Annotated in this window: 20 protein-coding genes and 1 riboswitch; of the genes, 17 read left to right on the forward strand and 3 right to left on the reverse strand. The window is 62.7% G+C overall.

Going from position 1 to position 23,062, the window contains the following annotated elements; translation table 11 throughout:
• Positions 1–15 precede the first annotated feature (15 nt).
• The 3 genes from K6T64_RS05890 to K6T64_RS05900 form a co-directional block, all read right to left on the reverse strand.
• Positions 16–867 carry a c-type cytochrome gene (locus K6T64_RS05890; RefSeq protein WP_288008998.1) on the reverse strand — a complete coding sequence of 284 codons (852 nt, stop codon included), beginning with the start codon at positions 865–867 and terminating at the stop codon, positions 16–18.
• A gap of 171 nt (positions 868–1,038) precedes the next feature.
• Complete coding sequence (locus K6T64_RS05895) at positions 1,039–1,869, reverse strand: SDH family Clp fold serine proteinase (RefSeq protein ID WP_100666627.1); 831 nt, start codon at positions 1,867–1,869, stop codon at positions 1,039–1,041.
• Positions 1,870–1,986: 117 nt separating this feature from the next.
• Positions 1,987–2,481 carry a DUF2231 domain-containing protein gene (locus tag K6T64_RS05900; protein ID WP_288009000.1) on the reverse strand — a complete coding sequence of 165 codons (495 nt, stop codon included), beginning with the start codon at positions 2,479–2,481 and terminating at the stop codon, positions 1,987–1,989.
• Between the two features lie 280 nt (positions 2,482–2,761).
• On the opposite strand from K6T64_RS05900, the gene K6T64_RS05905 reads away from it, so the two are divergent.
• From K6T64_RS05905 to K6T64_RS05985, 17 genes are all read left to right on the forward strand, one after another.
• On the forward strand, positions 2,762–4,555 hold the full coding sequence (locus tag K6T64_RS05905) for a spore germination protein (protein WP_288009001.1): 1,794 nt from the start codon (positions 2,762–2,764) through the stop codon (positions 4,553–4,555).
• A complete protein-coding gene (locus tag K6T64_RS05910; protein ID WP_288009003.1) occupies positions 4,503–5,633 on the forward strand; it encodes a GerAB/ArcD/ProY family transporter in 1,131 nt (376 codons plus the stop codon). Before K6T64_RS05905 ends, K6T64_RS05910 begins: the two co-directional genes overlap by 53 nt.
• Positions 5,596–6,960, forward strand: coding sequence for a Ger(x)C family spore germination protein (locus tag K6T64_RS05915; protein ID WP_100666630.1), 1,365 nt, complete (start codon positions 5,596–5,598; stop codon positions 6,958–6,960). Before K6T64_RS05910 ends, K6T64_RS05915 begins: the two co-directional genes overlap by 38 nt.
• Positions 6,961–7,028: 68 nt before the next feature.
• Positions 7,029–7,235: a CLC_0170 family protein gene (locus K6T64_RS05920; protein ID WP_100666631.1), complete on the forward strand. Its 207-nt coding sequence runs from the start codon at positions 7,029–7,031 to the stop codon at positions 7,233–7,235.
• Positions 7,236–7,354: 119 nt separating this feature from the next.
• Positions 7,355–7,456: riboswitch (purine riboswitch) on the forward strand.
• A 321-nt stretch (positions 7,457–7,777) separates the two neighbouring features.
• The gene (purE, locus tag K6T64_RS05925; protein ID WP_013074858.1) at positions 7,778–8,296 is read left to right on the forward strand and encodes a 5-(carboxyamino)imidazole ribonucleotide mutase; all 519 of its coding nucleotides are present in this window, start codon (positions 7,778–7,780) and stop codon (positions 8,294–8,296) included.
• 54 nt (positions 8,297–8,350) lie between these two features.
• Positions 8,351–9,667: an adenylosuccinate lyase gene (gene purB, locus K6T64_RS05930; protein ID WP_288009006.1), complete on the forward strand. Its 1,317-nt coding sequence runs from the start codon at positions 8,351–8,353 to the stop codon at positions 9,665–9,667.
• A 29-nt stretch (positions 9,668–9,696) separates the two neighbouring features.
• Complete coding sequence (gene purC, locus K6T64_RS05935) at positions 9,697–10,407, forward strand: phosphoribosylaminoimidazolesuccinocarboxamide synthase (protein WP_100669092.1); 711 nt, start codon at positions 9,697–9,699, stop codon at positions 10,405–10,407.
• On the forward strand, positions 10,408–10,662 hold the full coding sequence (purS, locus tag K6T64_RS05940; protein ID WP_100666633.1) for a phosphoribosylformylglycinamidine synthase subunit PurS: 255 nt from the start codon (positions 10,408–10,410) through the stop codon (positions 10,660–10,662).
• 2 nt (positions 10,663–10,664) lie between these two features.
• Positions 10,665–11,345, forward strand: coding sequence for a phosphoribosylformylglycinamidine synthase subunit PurQ (purQ, locus tag K6T64_RS05945; RefSeq protein WP_100666634.1), 681 nt, complete (start codon positions 10,665–10,667; stop codon positions 11,343–11,345).
• On the forward strand, positions 11,338–13,710 hold the full coding sequence (gene purL / locus K6T64_RS05950) for a phosphoribosylformylglycinamidine synthase subunit PurL (RefSeq protein WP_288009008.1): 2,373 nt from the start codon (positions 11,338–11,340) through the stop codon (positions 13,708–13,710). Before purQ ends, purL begins: the two co-directional genes overlap by 8 nt.
• A complete protein-coding gene (gene purF, locus K6T64_RS05955; RefSeq protein ID WP_288009049.1) occupies positions 13,707–15,194 on the forward strand; it encodes an amidophosphoribosyltransferase in 1,488 nt (495 codons plus the stop codon). The genes purL and purF overlap by 4 nt, the downstream gene beginning before the upstream one ends.
• The gene (gene purM / locus K6T64_RS05960) at positions 15,191–16,351 is read left to right on the forward strand and encodes a phosphoribosylformylglycinamidine cyclo-ligase (protein ID WP_288009010.1); all 1,161 of its coding nucleotides are present in this window, start codon (positions 15,191–15,193) and stop codon (positions 16,349–16,351) included. Before purF ends, purM begins: the two co-directional genes overlap by 4 nt.
• Positions 16,348–17,058: a phosphoribosylglycinamide formyltransferase gene (gene purN / locus K6T64_RS05965; protein WP_288009012.1), complete on the forward strand. Its 711-nt coding sequence runs from the start codon at positions 16,348–16,350 to the stop codon at positions 17,056–17,058. The genes purM and purN overlap by 4 nt, the downstream gene beginning before the upstream one ends.
• Positions 17,043–18,581: a bifunctional phosphoribosylaminoimidazolecarboxamide formyltransferase/IMP cyclohydrolase gene (purH, locus tag K6T64_RS05970; RefSeq protein ID WP_100666637.1), complete on the forward strand. Its 1,539-nt coding sequence runs from the start codon at positions 17,043–17,045 to the stop codon at positions 18,579–18,581. Before purN ends, purH begins: the two co-directional genes overlap by 16 nt.
• Before the next feature lie 22 nt (positions 18,582–18,603).
• Entirely contained in the window at positions 18,604–19,896 is a 1,293-nt protein-coding gene (gene purD, locus K6T64_RS05975; protein ID WP_288009014.1) for a phosphoribosylamine--glycine ligase, read from the forward strand.
• A 94-nt stretch (positions 19,897–19,990) separates the two neighbouring features.
• Entirely contained in the window at positions 19,991–20,695 is a 705-nt protein-coding gene (locus tag K6T64_RS05980; RefSeq protein WP_288009015.1) for an ABC transporter ATP-binding protein, read from the forward strand.
• Positions 20,692–23,055 carry an ABC transporter permease gene (locus K6T64_RS05985; protein ID WP_288009016.1) on the forward strand — a complete coding sequence of 788 codons (2,364 nt, stop codon included), beginning with the start codon at positions 20,692–20,694 and terminating at the stop codon, positions 23,053–23,055. Before K6T64_RS05980 ends, K6T64_RS05985 begins: the two co-directional genes overlap by 4 nt.
• The last annotated feature ends 7 nt before the right edge of the window (positions 23,056–23,062 follow it).

Raw genomic sequence — 23,062 nt, forward strand, 5'->3', positions numbered from 1 at the left:
AGTCTCGGGTTTGTCCTAATTCTGCGGCCTCCCTTTCGGGAAGTCCTTCGATTTTCCAGGAAAATGAGGCCGGTCGTGGGACAAGATCCAGGCCGAGACATCCCGGGCCTGGGCATCGGTCAGACCGCCGGGGTTCACCCCGCCCATCGGCGCTTTGGGCATGTTCACTTTTACAAAAGCGGCCATCTTGGAGAGATTGGCCATTCCAGCCCCGTCGTTGAAAGAGTTCGGGCCCCAAACCGCGGGTCCCGCCGGGGTACCTTCACCGTTTGCCCCATGGCAGGGGGCACAGGATTGTTGATACAGTTTCTGCCCTTCTTGAAGATTGGGATTGGAGACGTCGATTTTTACATTTTGCCCCCTCCAGGGTGGATTGGTCCCTTCAGGAATTCCCTTGGAGATGTAAGACATGTACATGGAGAATGCCCGCATTTCTGTACTGTCGTACGGAATCGGCTTGCCGTTCATGCTGCGCTGCAGGCATTGGTTCACCCGGTCCTCCAAGGTCGAGATTGCCGCTTCCCGGTCCCGGTACTGCGGATAGACGGAGGCTACACCGACGAGGCTCAACTCCTTCTCGACCGTTCCCGCCTGGGCGTGGCAACTCGAACAGGACAGCTGGTTCCCGACGTTGTTCGGCAACAGTTTCTTGGTGTCGTTCATGAGATCATAGCCCAACTTAATCGCTTTTCCGTTCTCGTCGTTCGGCACGCTGTCGATGCTTGGAGGGTTGAATGTTACCGCCGTCGAGCCCCCGGAAGAGGGAGGACCTTGTACCGGGGCCGGTCCGGTGGTAGGCGTTGAACAAGCGGACAACAAAAAAGCCGCTGCGGCTGCGACAGAGAACAGGGTGACGCGTGAACTCATGCGGGACGCCCCCCATCACCGGTAGAATATAGTGAAATTCCGACATCACTGTGAAAAAAATCCCTGTGCCCGTGAACGTATTATGACATGTTGAGGAGGCGATTTCTTGGGAAGAATGCGCTAGCTGGCATTGGGACATTCGTACTATTTTTTCCGCCAAGGTTATAAGATCTAACGGTTTTGCGCCGGGGGGCGCGGTCGGTGGTAGGGGAGCGGAACATAGCCCACCGTGGGCCGGCGCTGAGGCGGCTGAGGATAGAGGTCCATGAGGGCATAGATCTCTTCGGGCATGTCGGTGCTCACCGGAAGGCCGAAATCGCGCAGCTGCCGGTACATGAGAGGGTAATCGTGGGTCCAGGTTCCTTCGGAGAGGATCTCGGCCAGATCCCGGGCTTGGTTGTCGGGGAAGTGTTCTCTTAACAGACTCGCCACGAATTCCCGCACCTGGTGAATCGCCTTTTCCGCCATGTCCGCCATAATCCAGGTCTCGTCATCGATGTCTTTCGCTTCTTTGGTGCGGGTCAGGCGGAGGATTGATGCCGCGGGCCATTGTCCCAGCTGGGGATCCACCGGGCCCAGCACAGCGTTCTCATCCATGACGATCCGGTCGGCGGCCAGGGCGATGAGGGTACCCCCGGACATGGCATAGTGGGGTACATACACCGTGACGTCCGCCGGATGCGCTTTCAGGGCCGCAGCGATCTGTTCCGCCGCCAGCACCAGGCCGCCGGGGGTATGCAATACCAAGTCGATGGGCATGTCGTCGGGAGTCAGGCGGATCGCCCGAAGCACCTGCTCGGAGTCTTCGATGTTGATGTAGTTGCGCAGGGGCACGCCGAGGAAACTGAGGGTTTCCTGGCGGTTGATCAAGGTGATCATCCGGGTTCCCCGCCTTGTTTCCCATCGGCGGATGGCTCGGATCCGCTGGAACTCCACGGTGCGCTGGTGGACCATCGGCCACAGGAAGGAGATAAAAATCAGGAACCAAATGATGTTGGACATGAATCCCCCTCGTTTCTCGCCGCTTGCCTGATTACGTTGCCTTATTATAAACATGCCCCGTGGTGCGGATGCAATGGATGGGGGACAAAAAATGCCGGAGGGCGCACGCTCCCGGCATCAGTCGTGCTCGCCGTGACTTCCCGGTATCGGCGGATGAATCAGATTGCCGTTCATGGAGACGCCTATGGCCTCTTCATACACCATGTGGCCCCCGTAATAGCCGGTGACCAGCACGGCGACGGCGGCGGCCACGGAAAGGACTGTGTAGGCAGCCTTTCTCACCGGTCCCTTAACAAGCTGACGGCGCCAAGCCGCCCAAAGCCGCCACGCTGCGACGATCAGCGCGAGTATCAGGGTTACGTCGGCCAATCGCTCATGGGGTTCAAACGAGGCGGAGATCCCCCGGGCGTCGTGCTCCGGTCCCGTGGCCACGGCCAGCGCCGCCCCAGCTGCGGCGACGAGCCACAGCAGGAGGCCGCGGCCCGGGGGGATCTCCCGATGGCGGACGACGGTGATCAGGTCATAAGCGGCTGCGACGACGATCAACGCGATGGGAAAGTGGACAACAATGGGATGGGGGTGACGAAATAGGTCCAGCAGAAAACCGCTCATGGCTCAACCTCCTCGATGTCTCTGCCCATTCTACCCACCGGGACTAACAGGAACCTGACAGGTTGGTAACAATTCCATAACAATACACGAAAAGGATTTCTCATTCTAAACAGGTTTTATCTCTGATTGCATGGATCCTTTTCCATGGTACACACTAATTCCCAGGCGCGCCGGGGGATGACGGGCTCATGTGGAACCGCCAGGTTGACCGGGCCTGTGGGGGGTGGAAACCGTGTCCAATACTTCAGATCAGGAAGGATCGAAAAAGGGGTGGGGACCGGTGAAAAGCCGCCGAAAGGATGGCTCCTTCCGCCACCCCCTGCCCTTGCTCGGTCGAGGACGGGCCGCCCGGAGTCCCGGCCCCCAGGCCTCCGCCCGGGGGCAAGGGAGCGAAAGCCCGGACACCGGGTCTTCTGCGGGCGGGGACAGATCGGAAGACCGCTCCTCGCAGTCGGCGGCTCCTAAAAGCGCCGGTTCTCTTCTCAGGGATGTGAGCGGCGCAGTCCAGTGGATGCGGGATACCCTCGGACAAAGCGACGATTTTGTCGTGCGGGGGTTTTCGGTGTTCGGACGGTTTCCGGCTGCCCTTTTCTTTTTCTCCGCCATGGTGGAGTTGACCGTGGTGAACGAGGACATCCTCCGGCCCCTCATGGCCGGGCCCGCCCATCCACGGCATCGGGAACTCTCCTCCCCGGAACTGAAAAAGATCCTGCTGGACGAGACCATTTATCATTGCGAGACCCAATTGGAGCCCGATCCTCAAAAGGTGCAGGAAGCGGTGCTTCGGGGAGAGACGGCCATCGTCGTGGAAGGAATGGACGAGGCGATCCTCATCGACACCCGGACCATCGAAAAGCGGTCGGTGGACCAGCCTGAAACGGAACAGGTGATCCGCGGGGCCCGGGACGGGTTTATCGAGCTGATCAGCACGAACATCTCACTCTTGAGGTACCGCCTGCAAACGCCGGATTTTCGCGTCAAAATGATCCAGTTGGGACGGGAGTCGAAGATTAAGACGGCGGTGTGCTATATCGAAGGGGTTGTGAACCCCGAGCTGGTCAAAGAGGTCTGGGAACGCATGTCGAAAATCACCATAGATGCCGTGGAGGCGGCGGGTTACATTGAACAGCTGATCGAGGATCACCACACATCCCCCTTCCCCCAAGTGCAGAATACCGAGCGTCCCGACAAGGCGGTGGCCTCCCTGCTGGAGGGCCGGGTGGTGATCCTGACGGACGGGACGCCCTTTGCCCTGATCGTCCCGGCTGTGTTCGCCCAGTTTCTCCAGACCATCGACGATTATTCCGAGCGGTTTCTCATGGCGAGCATGGTGCGCACCATCCGTTTTGTGGCGCTCATTTTCTCGCTGATTTTCCCGTCCCTGTACGTATCGTTAATTTCCTACAACCCCGAACTGATCCCGACCCGGTTTGCGGTGGCGGTGGCCGGGGGTCGGGCGGGGGTGCCCTTCCCCGCCGTCATCGAAGTGCTCATCATGGAGATTGCCATCGAGGTCCTCCGGGAGGCGACAATCCGCATGCCCGAGCAGGTGGGGGGCGCCCTGTCCATCGTCGGGGCCCTGGTGATTGGCCAGGCCGCCGTATCGGCGGGATTTGCCAGCCCGATCACCGTTGTCGTGGTGGCGCTGACCACCATTGGATCCTTTGCCACCCCCGCCTACAGCGCGGCGGTGGCTCTGAGGATGCTGCGCTTCCCCCTCACCATCCTGGCGGGCATGTTCGGGCTGTATGGCGTGATGATCGGGCTGATTGCCATCAGCAATCATCTCCTGTCCCTTCGTTCCTTCGGGGTTCCGTATTTTAGCCCCTTGGTCCCCACCGACTGGCAAGGGATCAAAGACACCCTCCTGCGCAGTCCCTTGTGGACATTGACCAAGCGGCCCGCCCATCTGTTCACCCGTAACCCGACCCGGATTGGGAAGAAAACGATCCAAGCGATGATGAGGCCGACCGGCAGCCCGCTGCAGCCGTCCAAATACATGAAGAAAGAGGGAGGGGCCGATGCCGGGTCAAAAGCAGATCACCACAACCCAAGCGACGGCGGTGGTCATTAGCACCGCCATCGGGGTCGGCGTCCTGTCCTTGCCATTTTTTGCTTCTTCCTTGGCCGGCTCCTCCGCCCCCTTGGCCACAGTTTTGGGCGTGGTGTTCGTCCTGATCGCTTTGGCGCTCAACACCGTGGTGAGCTTGCGGTTTTCGACCTTGTCGATGGTGCAGTACAGTGAGGAAGTTTTCGGACCGTGGATCGGCCGCATGGCGGGGCTGGGGATCGCGGCTTTGTTTCTCGGGCTCACGGCCCTGGCGGCCCGGGAGTTTGGGGAGATCGTGACCACCACGTTGCTCCGCCGAACCCCCTTGGAGGTAATCCTTACTTTGACCTTGCTGATGGCGGCTGTGTCCAATCGGCACGACATCGCCACTTTTGCCTATATCCATTCGTTTTATCTGCCTTTTATTCTGATTCCCGCTTTCATCATGCTTACCATCGCCCTGCGCTATGGAGACCCTTTTCAGGTGATGCCCCTGTACAACGGTGAATGGTGGGGGATCGCCAAAGGGGCTTTACTCACCGCTTCGTTGTTTCAGGGTGCCTTTATCATCACTGTGCTCATTCCCAGCATGTATCGGCCCCGGGCCGCCTGGATCGCCGTGACCCTCGGAATGGGCATCGTCGGCCTGCTGATGGTCATGGCGGTGGTGGCGGCGTTGACAGTGCTGGGAACCGAGGAGGCGAAACAGTTTTTCTGGCCGACTCTCGAAGTGATCCGATCCATGACTTTGCCCGGCGAGATCTTGGAGCGCATCGATGTTCTGTTGACCATCGTGTGGGTGGTGGCCGTGTACACGACGTTATTTTCGAGCTATTACCTGACCGTCTACGTTTTGGGGGAAATCGTGCGGCTCAAAGACCACCGGCCTTTTGCCTTGGCTGTGCTTCCGTTGATTGTCGGCTTGGCTCTTTTGCCCCAGGATGTGCACCAGCTCTATCGATGGATCGGCCGAGTGGGGTATTTTATCGACGCAGCATCGGTGGGGTATCCCACCATCGTGTTGATTCTGGCCTGGTTGCGCGGCAAAAGGGGGCGAGCGGCGGATGAAGGGTCGACGGTGGCGCCTCCGGGCGGGTCGTAATCGGGATCTGAGGCCGCCCTCCGGAGGCCTGGCTGAGCCGGGGCGCGGGCTGCACGCCCCGGGGAGATGTTTCCGGACAGGGACACGGGTGATGGGGGTCGTCGGCCTCTGTGCGCTCATGCTGCCTCTCCTCACCGGGTGCTGGGACCGGCTGGAACTTGAACAGAGGGCCATGATTCTCGGGATCGCGGTGGATGAAGCCACCCCCGCAGATCTGCGGCAGGCCGGAACGACCCGCAAGTTGAGCCGGCCACCCCGGGGTGGAGGGGCGGCTCCGGTGCGCCTGACCGCCCAGATCGCCGTGCCCGGGCGGATACCTTTGGGGCCGGGCGATGGCGGCGGCGGGGGGAGCGGAGGTGGGGGCGGAGGAGGCGGAGCCGCCGGGCAGCGCCCGGTGTGGGTGCTTTCTGCCTCTGGATACACCATGGAAGATGCGGTGTCCAACTTGCAGAATCAGGTGGCCGAACCCCTTTTCTGGGGGCACCTGCGCATCCTCATCATGTCCGAGGCTGTGGCCCGGCGAGGGCCCTCGCCGATCAGCGATTGGTTGCGGCGAAACGCGGAGATCCGGAGGACCTTGTGGCTCACGGTGTCGAGAGGGGAAGCCGGGGCACTGATGCAGGCGACGCCGCCCCTGGAACGGGTTCCGGCCCTCTATCTTTGGAGCGCCCTCGCCAAAGCCCAACAGCTGGGGCGATTGCCTCTCGGCCATGCCAACATTTTTTGGCGGGCGCTTTCCACCACAGGGCAGGAGCCGAGCCTGCCCTACCTGGAGCTGCGCCAGCAGCAAAATATTTTCATCCGAGGCTTGGCGTATTTTCGTGGAAACCAGATGATCGGTACCCTGAACCCCTGGGAGGTCGGGGTGTTTATGACGGTGAAGGGTCTCAACCCCGCGGGGTACAGCGCCTATGTCCAGGTGCCCGGCACGGGTCAGTTTGTCATGATTCGGTCCACTTTGAGGAAATCCCATCTCGAGGTTTTTTGGGCGCAAAACCGGCCCGGCATTCGGGTGCGCAGTCATGTGGAAGCGATGGCATTGGAGAAAACCGGGAGACAAATCAATCTCAGTTCCGTTGCTCAGATGCGGGCTGTGGAAGCTTCGGCCGCCCGGGATCTGACTCGGGAGATCCAGGATCTGATTGGCCGGACCCAGCGGGACCGGTGTGACATCTTCGGCTTTGGCGAGTTGGTTCGGGCCCAGATGTACGACTATTGGCAGCACAACGTCCGCACCAAAGCGGATTGGGACCGGATCTATGCCGAGATGCCGGTGGAAGTGGAGGTAACCGTGAATCTGCGCCGCACGGGCACGTTGAACCGATAACGCCCGCCCCGGGAAAAACACGGCGTGCGGGGCCCTGGCGGCCAGAGGGCACAGAGAGGGGGGCGATGATGGAAGCTTGGTGGAGCGACGCCGGGTATATCTCTGCCCTGTTCATTCTCACCGGTCTTGCGGTACTGCGGTTTGACGTCAGACCTTTTACAGACCGCCATATGGTCCGGGAGGCCGCCTGGGCCCGGGGGATCGGATGGCTGAATGTAGCCGCCGGCATTCTTCTGTATATCGCCAGGTGGGTTCACGATCGATGGTGGTTTTGAGTTCAGAACGGTCCCGGATCGGCGAGAATCCGAACATTCCCGGAGTCGAGCCGTAGAACGTTCGCCTTTTCGTTGACAGGGGAAGAGGGGATTGATAGACTGAAAAGGCGCAAGGAGAAATCGACAGGTTGAGGCGAACTCGTATATCCTCGGGAATCCGGCCCGAGAGTCTCTACCCGGCGACCGTGAATCGCCGGACTACGAGGAAGCCGAGCCGCGCAAGCTGCTGTCCTGTCCATTTCCCGTTTGCCCAACACTCGCCCCTGGTCGGCGCACCGACGCCGCTTGCGATCAGGGGGTGCCGCAAGGGTTCGGGTGCCCTCAGTTTCCCGGGGGGGCAACCGGGCTCCGGTGGGGTATGTCATGGGGAGTTGAGCCACGACTTGGAGTGTGGGCGATGTGGACGGGTGGGAGGGCGGGAAGGGTCAGGATGCCCGGGCGGCAGGTTTCACTCGGGGGAGCCTGAAGCCTGGGTTTTCTTGTGAAGGGACCTCACGGGTGGAGTTCTATAGAAAAAACTTGGCGACCTAGGAGGGAACAGCGTGAGTCAGCGGGTACTGATCGTGATGGGCAGTGATTCGGATCTCAAAGTCATGAAAGGGGCCTGCGATGCCCTCGATGCTCTCGGGGTCGAATACGAAGTTCGCATTTCTTCGGCGCATCGGGTGCCGGACAAGACGGCCCGGCTGGCCCGCGAGGCGGCGGCAGGCGGCTTCGGAGCGATTATCGCCGGGGCCGGCGGGGCGGCTCATCTCCCGGGGGTCGTGGCGGCGAATACGGTGCTGCCGGTGATCGGCGTCCCGATTGAGAGCGGGGGCCTAGGCGGAGTGGACGCCCTGTATGCCATCGTGCAGATGCCCCGGGGGATCCCCGTGGCCACCGTGGCCGTGAACGGGGCGTACAACGCCGGGCTCTTGGCGGCACAGATTCTGGCGGCGGGCGACCCGGAGTTGGGCCGGCGCCTGGTGGCGTACCGGGAGTCTTTGGCCGCCCAGGTGGAGAAAAAAGACGACGACCTGCAGCGCCTGGGCGTGGCGGGGTATTTGGCCGGGCGGGCCTAGGGGCCCGCAAGACGGCCGGCTTCGGGATCGCCGGTCAATCAAGGAGGGATTCGGGTGATACCGCGGTACACACTGCCGGAGATGGCGGAGATTTGGACCGAACAGAACAAATTTCGCATGTGGCTGGAGGTGGAGCTTCTCGCCTGTGAGGCCTGGTCGGAGCTGGGCGTGATCCCCCCGGAGGATGTCCGGGCCCTTCGGCAGAACGCCCGCTTTGACGTCCGGCGCATCGCTGAAATCGAACGGGAAACCCGCCACGATGTGGTGGCCTTTACCCGGGCGGTATCCGAGTCTCTCGGGCCGGAGCGCAAATGGGTCCATTACGGCCTGACGTCGACGGATGTGGTGGACACGGCGTTGTCGGCTTTGCTAAAGCAGGCCAACGAGCGGATCCTGCCAGAAGTGCATCGTTTGATCGAAACACTTGCACAACTCGCGAAAAAATATAAATATACTGTCATGATGGGCCGCACCCACGGGGTTCACGCCGAACCCACCACCTTTGGGCTGAAAGCGGCCCTTTGGTATGCCGAGATGCAGCGCAACCTGAAGCGGCTGGAAGAGGCGGCGGAGCAGGTCCGGGTGGGGAAAATTTCCGGGGCCGTGGGGACCTACGCGAATATCGACCCCTTTGTGGAAGCCTATGTGTGCCGGAATCTGGGCCTCGAACCGGCCCCCATCTCTACCCAGACGCTTCAGCGGGACCGGCACGCCCATTACATCGCCATGATCGCTCTCACCGCCACGACCCTGGACAAAATCGCCACGGAGATCCGGGCTTTGCAGAAGACGGAGGTCCGGGAGGTGGAAGAGCCTTTTTACAAAGGCCAAAAAGGTTCGTCGGCGATGCCCCACAAGCGCAATCCGGTCAGCTGCGAGCAGATCTCCGGCCTGGCCCGAGTATTGCGGGGGTTTGTGGTGCCCGCCATGGAAGATGTGCCCCTGTGGCACGAGCGGGATATCTCCCATTCTTCCGTGGAGCGGGTCATGCTGCCGGACGCGACGATCCTCATTCATTATCTACTTCGCAAGATGACGGGGATTCTTCGAGATTTGACGGTGTTCCCGGAGAATATGCGGCGCAACATGGACAAGACCTTTGGGTTGATTTACTCCCAGCGGGTGCTGTTGGCCCTCATCGACAAAGGCGCCACCCGGGAGAAAGCTTACGACGCTGTTCAGTCCCGGGCCATGCAGGCCTGGGAGGAGCAGCGGCCCTTTCGGGAGCTGCTGGAGGCCGACCCGTGGATATCGTCGCAGCTCAGCCGGGAGGAATTGGACGATTGTTTTGATCCCAAGTGGCACCTCAAGCACGTGGATGAGATTTTTGAGCGGTTGGGGCTGGATGACGACCCCAAAGCGCGGGACTGAGAGGCACATTTCAAGGGAGGGGCTTGATGATGGAGAAGCGGGACATGTTGTACGAGGGCAAAGCGAAGAAAGTTTTCAAGACGGATGATCCCAATTTGTACGTCATTGAATACAAAGACGACGCCACGGCGTTCAACGGGCAAAAACGCGATCAGATCGCCGGCAAGGGCGAGTTGAACAACAAGATCAGCGCCTTGTTTTTCGAACTTCTGCGATCCAAGGGCCTGGACAGCCATTACGTGAAGCGCCTGTCGGATCGGGAACAGCTGGTTCGCCGGGTGACGATCATCCCCTTGGAAGTGGTGGTGCGGAACATCGCCGCGGGCAGCCTGGCCAAGCGACTGGGCTGGGAAGAGGGCCGGGAGTTGCCCCGGCCGGTGGTGGAATTCTATTACAAGAGCGATGAGTTGGGGGATCCGCTCATCAACGAGTCCCACATCGCCGTCCTCGGGGTGGCCACCCCGGAGCAACTTGATGATATCACCACCCAAGCGCTGAAAATCAACGAGATCCTCACGGCGTATCTGAGGGCGCGGAACATCCTGCTGGTGGATTTCAAGCTGGAGTTTGGGCTGGACGCCGAGGGCCGGGTGCTTTTGGCGGATGAGATTTCGCCGGACACCTGCCGGTTCTGGGATGCCACCACCCGGGAGAAGCTCGACAAAGACCGGTTTCGCCGGGATCTGGGCGGGGTTGAGGAAGCTTACGAAGAAGTTCTTCATCGGCTGGGAGGTCAATGAATGTTTCGGGCGCGGGTGTATGTGACCCTGAAGGCGAGCGTGTTGGATCCCCAGGGCAGCGCCGTGGAGCGGGCTTTGCACGCCCTGGGTTACGAGGAGGTCCGGGGGGTGCGGATTGGGAAGGCCATCGACGTGACCCTGGAGGCGCCGGATGAGAAGAGCGCCCGGGAGCGGGTTGAAGCCATGTGTCGGGAGCTTCTGGCGAACCCGGTGATGGAAACCTTTGAGATCGAAGCCGTTGAGGCGGAGGGATGAGCGTGCGGGTGGCGGTGGTGCAGTTCCCCGGGTCGAACTGTGACATGGACACGGTGATGGCCCTCCGGGATGTGACCGGAGCCGAGCCGGATTTGGTGTGGCACGGGCGGCGGGATCTGTCCGATTACGGGGCGATTTTTCTGCCCGGGGGGTTTTCCTACGGAGATTATCTGCGGGCCGGGGCCATCGCCCGGTTTGCCGAGGCGATGGACGGGGTGCGAAAAGCGGCGGAAGACGGGCGGCTGGTGATCGGGATTTGCAACGGGTTTCAAATCCTTCTGGAGGCGGGGCTTTTGCCCGGGGCGATGTTGCACAATGACCATCTGCAGTTTCGCTGTGCCATCGTGCCGGTGCGGGTGGAGCGAACGGACACGCCATTTACGTCAAAATACGCGCCCGGCCAGGTGCTCAGGCTGCCCATTGCCCACGGCGAAGGGAATTATTACGCCGATGACGAGACCTTGGAGGCTCTGGAGCGAAATCGGCAGGTGGTGTTTCGGTATGCCGGGGAGAACCCGAACGGCTCGCGCCACGACATCGCCGGGATTGTCAACGAGGCGGGCAATGTGCTGGGGATGATGCCCCACCCCGAGCGGGCGGTGCACCGGTTGTTGGGCTCCGAAGACGGCCGGGCGATGATCGAGGCGATTTGGCAGGCGGGGAGGGAACGACAGCTTGTCTAAGGATCCGACGGCACAGCAGATCGAAGCCGAGGCCCTCTACCGGGATCTCGGCATGACCGATGCGGAATACCGCCGGGCCACGGAGCTGCTCGGGCGGCGGCCGAACTGGGTGGAGCTGGGCCTCTTCTCGGTGATGTGGTCGGAGCACTGCAGTTATAAAAGTTCCCGCCGGGTGTTGCGGCGGTTTCCCACGGAAGGGCCTCAGGTCTTGCAGGGCCCCGGGGAGAACGCCGGGGTGGTGGATATCGGGGACGGGCTGGCGGTGGCCTTCAAAATGGAGTCGCACAACCACCCCTCGGCCATTGAGCCGTATCAAGGGGCGGCCACCGGGGTCGGCGGCATCATCCGGGATATTTTCACCATGGGAGCTCGGCCCATTGCCCTTCTGGACAGTTTGCGCTTTGGGCCGCCGGATGATCCCCGCCAGCGGTACCTGCTCCGGGAGGTGGTGGCTGGGATTGCCGGGTACGGCAATGCCATCGGCATTCCCACCGTGGGCGGGGAGGTGAAATTCGCCGAGAGCTACCGGGAGAATCCGCTGGTCAACGCTATGTGCGTGGGGCTGATGCGCCACGAAGATCTGGCCCGGGGGACCGCTTCCGGAGTGGGCAATCCGGTGATGGTGGTGGGGGCGAAGACCGGCCGGGACGGCATCCACGGCGCGACCTTCGCTTCGGCGGAGGATCCATTGGAGAAGGAGCGCTCGGCGGTTCAAGTCGGCGACCCCTTTATGGAGAAACTATTGGTGGAAGCATGTCTGGAGCTGATCGCCACCGGCGGAGTGGTGGGGATCCAGGACATGGGTGCCGCCGGGCTGACTTCCTCCAGCGCCGAGATGGCCAGCCGGGCGGGGAGCGGACTGGATATCGACGTGGCGTTGGTTCCCCGCCGGGAGACGGGGATGACCCCTTATGAAGTGATGCTCTCTGAGTCCCAGGAGCGGATGCTCGTCGTCATGGAGCGGGGCAAAGAGGGCGTGGCCGAACAGATTTTTCGAAAATGGGGCCTGGAGGCGACGGTGATCGGCCGGGTGACGGATGACGGGATGCTCCGTATCCGGGAAGAAGGCCGGGTGGTGGCGGAGGTGCCGGTGCCGGCCCTGGTGGACGAGGCGCCGATGTACGTGCGGCCGGCCCGGGAGCCGGAGGAACTGGCGGGGCTTCGGGCCTGGCGCTGGGAGGACGTGCCGCGGCCCGAGCGGCTGGACGAGGTGCTGCTGACCCTGGTGGGGTCGCCGGATTTGGCGGACAAGGAATGGGTGTGGCGGCAATACGACCACATGGTGCAGGCGTCCACGGCGGTGCGGCCCGGGGCGGATGCGGCGGTGATCTGGATCCGGGGGACGCGCAAAGGCGTGGCGCTGTGCACCGACGGCCAAGGGCGGTATGTGCGCCTGAACCCCTTGGTGGGCGGGATGCACGCCGTGGCCGAAGCGGCTCGGAATCTCGTGTGTGTCGGAGCGAGGCCCCTGGCCATCACCGACTGTTTGAACTTCGGCAACCCGGAAAAGCCCGAGGTGTTTTACCAGTTCGAGCAGGCGGTGGAGGGGATGAGCCAGGCCTGCGAAGTCCTGAAAACGCCGGTGGTGAGCGGGAATGTGAGCTTTTATAATGAAAGCAAAGGTGTTGACATTGACCCGACCCCCGTTGTGGGGGCGGTGGGGCTGGTGGAAGACATCGATCAGATTTGCACCCCGGCCTGGCGGGCGGGGCTGACGGTGGTTCTGTTGGGCCCCGGTGCGCCGGCCCCAGGGATGGAGGGGGCGTGGCTCGGCGGGAGTGAGTACCTGCTGCGGGTGCACCGCCGGCTGGCCGGGGACGCGCCGCCCCTGGATCTGGAGATGGAGCGGCGGGTGCAGCACGTGTGCCTGGAGGCTATCAGGCAGGGCTTGGCGGCGGCCGCCCACGATGTGTCCGAAGGGGGCCTTGCGGTGGCCCTGGCCGAGATGGCGATGGCCGGCGGGGTCGGGGCGGAGATCGACCTGGGTTCACTGTCCGGTGGGCCGGCGGCGAAGGCGGAGGCCAAGACGCCGGGAGCGGGCGGCGAACAGGTTGCAGGGAGCGATTCGCAGGGTGAAGTCCGGCCCCCGGTTCGGGCGGATGTTCTCTTGTTCGGCGAGGCCGGTTCCCGGATCGTGCTCGGGGTGGAACCGGAGAAGGTGGAGGCTGTGAAAGCCCTGGCTGCCGGAGCGGGCGTTCCCTTGGCGGTGCTCGGGACCACCGGCGGCGACCGGCTCGCGATCCGGGTGGCGGACGGGGCCGGGGAGGAACGGGTGGATGTGGCGGTGGCGCGGCTGAGTGAGGTCTGGAAGGGGGCGATCCCGTGGGCGCTAGCGGAGAACCGGGGCGCGGCGTCATCGGTGTGAATGGAGAGTGGGGGGACGCTTGGCCGGATGCGGGGTCTGGCCGGCACTGGCACGAAGAATGTGGCGTCTTCGGCGCTTGGGGGTGCGACCACGCCGCACAGCTCACCTACTACGCCCTGTACGCCCTCCAGCACCGAGGCCAGGAGAGCGCCGGGATTGCCACGGTGGACGGCGGGGAAATGTTTCACCACCGGGGACTGGGACTGGTGGCCGAGGTGTTTGGCCCGGAGGATTTGGAGCGCCTGGCGGGAAAGGCGGCGGTCGGCCACGTCCGCTATTCGACCACGGGCGCCAACAAACTGGTGAACGCCCAGCCCATGGTGTTTGACGTGCACGGCGGTCCCCTGGCCCTGGGGCACAACGGAAACCTGGTGAACGCCGGGGTGTTGCGCCGTGAGCTCGAAGACCAAGGGAGTATATTCCAGTCCACCAGCGATACGGAAGTGGTGGCCCACCTCATCGCCCGGCACCGGGGCGGGTCGTTGGTGGACGCCATTGTGGACAGCCTGCGCACGGTACAGGGCGCTTACGCCTTTGTTTTTCTCACCCCGGACGGACTCGTGGCCGCCCGGGATCCCCAGGGGCTGCGCCCCATGGCCCTGGGGCGTTTCGGTTCGGGTTGGGTGGTGGCGTCGGAAACTTGCGCTTTTGATACCATCGGTGCCGAATTCGTTCGGGATATCGAGCCGGGGGAACTGCTCGTCATCAACGGGGGTGGCGTGCAGCCCGTTCGGTTCGCCGAGGCGTCCCGAAAGGCCCTCTGTACCTTTGAATATATCTATTTTGCCCGGCCGGACAGCGACATCGACGGCCGCAACGTGCACCTGGTGCGCAAAGCCATGGGGAAGCGACTGGCGGAGGAAGCGCCGACGGAAGCTGATGTGGTGATCGGTGTGCCGGATTCGAGCATTTCGGCGGCGGTGGGTTACGCGGAAGCCGCGGGAATTCCTTATGAGATGGGTCTCATCAAGAATAAATATATCGGCCGGACCTTTATCCAACCTTCCCAAGCCCTTCGGGAGCGCGGGGTGCGTCTAAAATTAAATCCCGTGCGCAAGGTGGTGGAGGGGAAGCGGGTGGTGATGGTGGACGACTCCATCGTCCGGGGCACCACCTCCCGCCGCATTGTCCAAATGCTCCGGGACGCCGGGGCCAGGGAGGTTCACGTGCGAATCTCTTCCCCGCCGGTGCGGTTCCCCTGTTATTACGGCATCGATACCTCGGCCCGGGAGGAATTGCTGGCGGCCCGGTTGTCCGTGGAGGAGATGACCCGGGCGATCGGGGCGGATAGCCTGGCTTTTTTGTCTGAAGATGGAATGCTTCAGGCCCTCGGAGCCGGGCCGGAAGCGGCGGGACGCGGTCAGGGGGGACCCGGGGATACGTTTTGTAATGCGTGTTTTCACGGGCGGTACCCGACCCGGTTGTATGACGATCTGGGGAAACATGTCATGGAGATGGCCGCCCATCGGGGAGGGTATTCATGAGCGAGGCGTATCGCAAGGCAGGGGTGGACATCGCCGCGGCCGACCGGTCGGTGGCCAGGATGAAGCGCCACGTGGAGAGCACCCGGCGGCCCGAGGTCTGGGGGGCTTTTGGCGGGTTCGGGGGAGGCTTTGCCCTGGATATGGCTCGGTACAAGGAGCCGGTACTGGTTTCGGGTACCGACGGGGTGGGCACGAAACTTTTGGTCGCCCGGGCGGTGGGAAGGCACGATACTGTGGGGATCGATTGTGTGGCCATGTGCGTGAACGACATCGTCGTTCACGGGGCGGAGCCGCTGTTTTTTTTGGACTACCTCGCCGTGGGCCGGGTGGATCCGGACCAGGTCGAGGCGGTGGTCTCGGGGGTGGCCGCCGGCTGCCGGGAGGCCGGGTGCGCCCTCATCGGGGGCGAGACGGCGGAGATGCCCGGCATGTATGCGCCGGGGGACTATGATTTGGCCGGATTTGCCGTGGGGGCCGTGGAGAGGGCGAGGTTTGTGGACGGTTCCCGGGTGCGCCCCGGGGATGTGGTGATCGGCTTGCCTTCCGCCGGGCTGCATTCAAACGGGTTCTCCCTGGCCCGCAAAATCGTGTTTGAAGATGCGGGGCTGTCGGTGGGGGATGATCTGCCCGAGTGCGGGGCCACCGTCGGAGAGGTGTTGCTTGCCCCGACCCGGATCTATGTGCGGGCGATTCTGGCTCTGCTTGAACGGGTGGATGTGCGGGGGATGGCGCACATTACCGGGGGTGGGTTGCTTGATAACGTGATCCGGACGCTGCCGGAGGGGTGTCGGGCGGTGCTCGATGCCACTGCCTGGGAGGAGCCGCCGGTGTTCGCGGCGCTCAGGCGGCTGTCGGTGGAGCCGCCCACGGCGGAAGATTTATACCAGACGTGGAACATGGGGATCGGGTTTGTGTGTATGATCGCCCCGGAGGATGTGGATCGGGCGATGGCCGTTTTGAAGGAAAACGGGGGACGGCCTGTGCAGGTCGGCCGGGTGGAAGCCGGGGAGCGGAGCGTGGTGATCCGCACGCCCCACGCCGCATCGGGGGTCGTGATGCGGCGGGCGGAGACCGGGGTGGCCGTTGATAAGAGCGACGAGGCTTCGGGCGGCGGACCCGGGGGAGCCCATCGTCCGGAAGGGGGCGGGGGCGTATGACGGGACTGGCGCCGGTCAACCTGGCGGTGTTCGCGTCGGGCACGGGCTCCAATCTCCAGCGCCTCTTGGATTTGAGCCGGCTGGACGAACTCGGTGGGGGCAAGGTGGTGCTGGTGGTGTCGGACAAGCCGGGTTGCCGGGCGCTGGAGAGGGCCGAGGCGGCCGGCGTCGCGACTTTTGCTTTTTACCCCAAGGCTTATCCGGACAAGCCCGCTTATGAGCGGGAGATCCTGGATCGGCTCCGGGAGCACCGGATCGACTGGATTGTTCTCGCCGGGTACATGCGCCTGGTGGGTGAGGTGCTGCTTCAGGCGTATGGTGGGCGGATCATCAACCTCCACCCGTCGTTGTTGCCGAATTTTCCCGGAAAAGACGCCATTGGCCAGGCGCTGGCCGCCGGGGTGTCCCGGACCGGCGTCACCGTTCATTTTGTGGACGAGGGCATGGATACCGGCCCGGCCATCGCTCAGGAGGCGGTGCCGGTGGACCCCGGGGATGACGCGGACTCGCTGGCTGTGAAAATCCACGCGGTGGAGCACCGGCTGCTCCCGGAGGTGGTCCGGGCGTTGTGCCGGGGGGAGGTTTGGCTTGAAAATGGCCTAGTGCACTGGCGCCCACAGGCTTCTGGCGGGCGGGGGATCTGCGGCGCGGGGGTCCCGGGCCGACAGGATCAAGAAAGGAGTCGCAGAGAATGCGCAGGGCACTGATCAGCGTTTCGGATAAAACGGGTATCGTCGAACTCGGACAAAAGCTGGCGGCGGCGGGGGTGGAAATTCTCTCCACCGGCGGGACCTCCCGGGTCCTTCGGGAGGCCGGCGTGGCGGTGAAGGACGTGTCCGATTTTACCGGGTTTCCCGAGATTCTCGACGGACGGGTGAAAACTCTTCACCCGAGGGTCCACGGGGGCATCTTGGCTTTGCGGGACCGGGAGGAGCACCGGCGGCAGATGGAGGAGCACGGGCTGGAGCCCATCGATGCCGTGGTGGTGAACCTGTATCCGTTTCGGGAGACGGTGAGCCGCCCGGGGGCGCGGTTTGAGGAGATTGTCGAGCAGATCGATATCGGCGGCCCGAGCTTGATCCGGGCGGCGGCGAAAAATCACCGCCACGTGGCGGTTGTGGTGGACCCGGCGGATTATGACCGCCTGGCGGAGGCGGCCGGGGGCGGGGCGCCCCTTGGGGAGGGGGATAGGCTTGCCCTGGCGGCGAAGGCCTTCAGGCACACCGCAGCTTACGACGCGGTCATCGCCGGATACTTGAGTGACCGGGCCGGGGAGCGGTTCCCGGAGCAGCTGACGCTCACCTACGACCGGGTGCAGAGTCTGCGGTACGGGGAGAATCCTCATCAGCCGGCGGCCTTTTATCGGGAGCCGTTCGCCGGGCCGTCGACCTTGGCGGGGGCTCGCCAGCTTCACGGGAAGGAACTTTCCTATAATAATCTGCTTGATGCCGATGCGGCCCTGCATCTGGTGCGGGAGTTCCAAGGGCCGACGGCGGTGGCGGTGAAACATACGAATCCCTGCGGCGTGGGGTGGGGAGAGACCCTGGCCGATGCTTTTCACGAGGCCTACGAGGCCGATCCCGTGTCGATTTTCGGCGGGATCATCGCCGTAAACCGCCCGCTGGACGGGGAGACCGCCCGGCAGATGAAGGAGATTTTTCTCGAGATCGTGATCGCTCCGGAGTTTACCCCCGAGGCATTGGAGATTTTGACGACGAAGAAAAATCTGCGCTTGTTGGAAATCCCGGGGCTTCTCGAGCCAGTGCGGGAGGGGGTATCGGCCCGAACGGTTTCCGGGGGGCTTTTGGTCCAGGGGACGGATGTGGCGCCGGTGGTGCCGGACAGTTGGCGGCCGGTGACAAAACGTATCCCGTCTGGAGCGGAACTGGAGCAGATGGCTCTGGCCTGGCGAGTGGTGAAGCATGTAAAATCGAACGCTATCGTGCTGGTGCACGGTCGGCGGACGGTGGGGGTCGGGGCTGGCCAAATGAACCGGGTGGGTTCGGCCCGGATCGCCATTGCGCAAGCCGGGGAGTTGGCCAGAGGGTCGGTGATGGCGTCGGACGCCTTCTTCCCGATGTCCGATACGGTGGAGGAGGCGGCCAAGGCCGGGGTGACGGCCATTGTGCAACCCGGGGGCAGCATCCGGGATGAGGAGTCAATCCGGGCGGCGGACGAAGCGGGCATCGCCATGGTGTTCACGGGGATGCGGCATTTTCGCCACGGATGAAGGCGGGACGGGAGGGATCGGGATGAAAATCCTCGTGGTAGGCGGAGGTGGGCGGGAGCACGCCCTGGTGTGGAAGCTCGCCCAGAGTCCCCGGAGGCCGGAGATTTTGTGTGCCCCGGGGAATCCCGGCACTGCCGAATGGGGCCGGAATGTGCCGGTGGGGGCGGAGGATGTGGAGGGGTTGTTGGCTTTGGCGGAGCGGGAGAGGGTCGATCTGACGGTGGTCGGTCCCGAGGCTCCGCTCCTGGCCGGGCTTGCCGATCGGTTTCGCGAGGCGGGGCTGCGCATCTTTGGACCGAGCCGGGCGGCGGCGGAGATCGAAGGATCAAAGGGTTATGCGAAGGCGCTGATGACCCGGGTGGGGATTCCCACAGCCCGGTACGCGGCGTTTGATTCCTACGAGGAGGCGCTGAGGTATCTTCGGAGCCACGGGGCTCCGGTGGTGGTGAAAGCAGACGGCCTGGCGGCGGGCAAAGGCGTGGTGGTGGCCCGGACGGTGGAGGAAGCCGAGGCGGCGCTCCGGTCGATGATGGTGGATGGCGTGTTTGGCGAGAGCGGCCGGCGGGTGGTCTTGGAAGAGATGTTGGAGGGCCGGGAGGCCACGGTGATGGCTTTTGTCAGTGGGGAGACGGTGGTGCCCATGGTCCCGGCCCAGGATCACAAGCCGGTGTTTGACGGCAATCGCGGGCCCAATACCGGGGGGATGGGGACCTATTCACCGGTGCCGTGGATAGATGAGGACACCATGACCCGGGTGGAGAGCAAGATCCTAAGGCCGGTGGCCCGGGCTTTGGTTGAGGACGGGCGGCCCTTTTACGGGGTACTTTATGCCGGGCTCATGCTCACCGCCGAAGGTCCGAAGGTGATCGAGTTCAATGCCCGTTTCGGGGACCCGGAAGCCCAGGTGGTGCTGCCCCGCCTGGAGACCGACTTGTTGGATGTGCTCGAGGCGGTGTTGGACGGAACCCTGGACCGCATTGAGGTGAGATGGTCCCCCCAGGCGGCGGTTTGTGTGATCTTGACAGCGGCAGGGTATCCGGGGTCGTATCGCAAAGGGGACTCGATCACCGGACTGGATGAGGACGGCTCCTTGCAACGAGGCGACCAAAACGAGGCGCTGATCTTCCACGCCGGAACCGCCCGGGCGGACGACGGCAGCCTGGTGACGGCCGGGGGACGGGTGCTCGGTGTGACGGGGCTTGGCAACAGTCTTGCCGATGCCCGAAGGGCTGCCTATGCCACGGTAGGACACATTCGGTTTCAAGGAATGCATCACCGGACCGATATCGCCGCACAAGCCGCGGACTTAGCGTGACCGCCGGTGCCGCGGAGCTCTTGCCTCACGGGATGCTACGGCTTCGTGCCGCGGTATGCTGTCTGTGGCGTACTGCCGAGCCGGGGGGAAACTCATGGAGATCGTGCTCAAGGCGCGCAATTTGACCAAATCGTACCAGATGGGCGAGGTCCGTGTGGACGCCCTCAAAGGGGTCACCTTCGACATTTACGCCGGAGAGTTCGTGGTGGTCCTTGGCCCCAGCGGATCGGGCAAAAGCACCATGCTTAACCTCATCGGCGGCATGGACACGGCCACGGCGGGAGAGATCTATTACAAAAACAAACCCCTTCACGGCGCGTCCGAAAGGGTACTGACCGAATACCGGCGGGACGCGGTGGGGTTTGTTTTTCAATTCTACAATCTCATGCCGAACCTGACCTCCTACGAAAACGTCATGCTCTCGGTGGAAATCGCCAAACATCCCCTGAAGGCGGACGAGGTGTTGGCCCAGGTGGGACTGGGCGATCGGGCTGATCATTTTCCCGCCCAACTGTCCGGGGGTGAGCAGCAGCGGGTGGCCATCGCCCGGGCTGTTGCCAAAAACCCGGAGATTCTCCTTTGCGACGAGCCCACCGGGGCGCTGGATTCGGCCACGGGGATCCAGGTGTTGAAAGTGCTTAGGGATTTTCATCTGAGATACGGCAAAACGGTCATCATCATCACCCACAACGCGGGAATTGCACGGATGGCGGACCGGGTTTTCTATTTGAAAGACGGGAGGTTGGACCGCATCGAGGCCGTGCCGGACCCCGTGCCGCCCGAGGAGGTTTCGTGGTGATTCTCGGCAAAAAGATGTGGAGGGATGTTTGGGAGAACAAAATGGCTTATCTGGCCTGTATCGCCGTGATCGTCATCGGGCTTGCGACCTACACCTCGATGCTCATGGCCCGGGACAATCTGTTGGCGGCCAGAGAAAGCTTTTATCGGGAATACCGTTTTGCAGACGGTTTTGCCCGGGTGAGGGCCATGCCTTTGTCCCAGGTGGACCGCCTGCGGGAGATCCCGGGCATCGGGGAGGTCCAAGGGCGGCTGGTTGAGGATGTCCGGGTGTGGACGGCGAACCCGGCGGACAACGTGTACCTGAGGCTGATTTCCTACGACACGCAAAACCCCCACAGCCTGAATGCGGTGAAGCTGTTCCAGGGCTCGTTTCCCGGAGAGCGGGATGAGGCGATGGTTGTCGCCTATAAGTTTCTCGCGGCCAACGGGCTCTCTCCGGGGGATTCCTTGACCGTCATCATCGAAGGAAAGAAGGTGGAGCTCAAAATCGCCGGGGCCGGCCAGAGTCCGGAGTACATTTACGCCATGAAAGATGCCCAGAACATTTTTCCCGACCCCCGGACCTTCGAAGTGGCATATGTGCCTTATCCGGTGATGGAGAGCCTGTTTGGCCAAAAAGGGCTGATCAACGATGTCGCGTTTACGTTAAAGCAGGGATACGCCTTCGACGACGTCAGCCCTTACGTCCGGACAGAACTGGAACGGTACGGTCTGGAAGCCCTTTACCCCCGAAAGGACCAGCCCAGCAACGCGATGTTGAGCCAGGAATTGGAGCAGTTGAATAAGGTGTCGCGGAGCGTGCCGCTGTTGTTTCTGACGATTTCGTCTATCATTCTTTACATCATGCTCAAGCGGCTGGTGGATTCCCAGCGGGGTCTAATCGGCATCATGAAAGCGTTCGGTTACCGCAATGAGGAAGTCTTGCGGCACTACCTTTCCTACGGTCTGATCGTGGGGGTTGCCGGAGGAATTCTGGGAGGGTTGCTCGGTGCGGCCCTGTCGGCGTCCATGACCGCGATCTATCGGGAATATTTCAGTCTGCCCGGGTTGATGGGTCGTTTTTCCTGGGAATATGTGTTAAGCGGTGTCCTGGCGGCGGTGGGGTTCAGCTTGTTCGCCGCATTTCAGGGGGCGAAGGGTGTTCTGAAATTGCAGCCCGTCGAGGCGATGCGCCCGCCGGTTCCCGTCTTCAACCGGAGATTTTGGATGGAAAAGATTCCTGGATTCTGGACGGCCTTCACGGTCCAGGGTCGGATGGCCGTGCGCAACATCGCGAGAAACAAGGGGCGCAGCTTTTTTACATGGATCGGGACCGTCTTCACCTTCACCATCATGGCCGTCTTGTGGTCTCTGACTTCCGCCGAAGACTTCATGGTCATGGAGCAGTTCACCAAGGTGCAGAAATACGATGTCAAAATCGCCTTCAGCAAGCCGTTGCCGGCGGACCCAGCCGCACGAGAGCTGCAGCGGGCCGGGGGGGTCAAACGGGCGGAACCCTTGGCGGAGGTTCCGGTGAGCCTTGAGTATGAGTATCGCAAAAAGGACGTGGTGGCTCTGGCTTTGGAGCCGGACTCGCAACTTTTCACGCCCCTGGACAAAGCTGGGAACCCGGTGCGGATTCCTCCGGATGGCATGGTCTTGTCCGCACAGATTGCCGACAGCCTCGGGGCGGGGGTCGGGGACGTGATCCGGGTCGAGAGTCCCTGGGCCAAGGAGTTGCCGGTCTTTGTCCGGGTGGCGGAGGTCGTTCCTCAGTATCTGGGCTCCAACGTCTATATGAATCGGGAGGCGATGTTCCGGCTATTGGGGCAGCAGGAGGCCGCCACCTCCGTGCTGGCGGCGGTCGATCCCGGCTCTGTCGCGGGCCTCAAGGACGCCTTTGCCGAGGCCCGCTGGGTGAGCACCATTGAAGACAAGCGCCAAATGATCGAGAAATATCAACAACTGATGGCCTCGTATTCGTATATGATTTGGGTGATGGACCTGATGGCGGTCGTCACAGGCTTTGCCGTGGTGTACAATTCCAGCGTCATCTCCCTGGCGGAACGAAAACGGGAATTGGCTTCTCTTCGAGTGCTGGGCTTGCGGTCCCGGGAAGTGACGGAGGTCATCTCGGTGGAGCAGTGGTTGCTCGCCGTCGCGGGGATTGCAGGCGGCGTCCCGCTGACTTACGGGGTCAACTGGGCCATCTCCCGCAGTTTGAGCAGCGACTTGTATTCGATACCTGCGTTGACGCCGCTGTCGGCACTGTTTTTGGCTTTGGCAGGCACGGTGCTGGCCGTGTGGCTGGCGCAGCGTTGGGTGGCCCGGAAGGTGGCGAAGTTAGATATAGTCGGGGTTTTGAAAGAACGGGAGTAACGGGCGA

The sequence above is a fragment of the Kyrpidia sp. genome (genome assembly GCF_023512215.1).
GTDB classification, from domain to species: Bacteria; Bacillota; Bacilli; order Kyrpidiales; family Kyrpidiaceae; genus Kyrpidia; species Kyrpidia spormannii.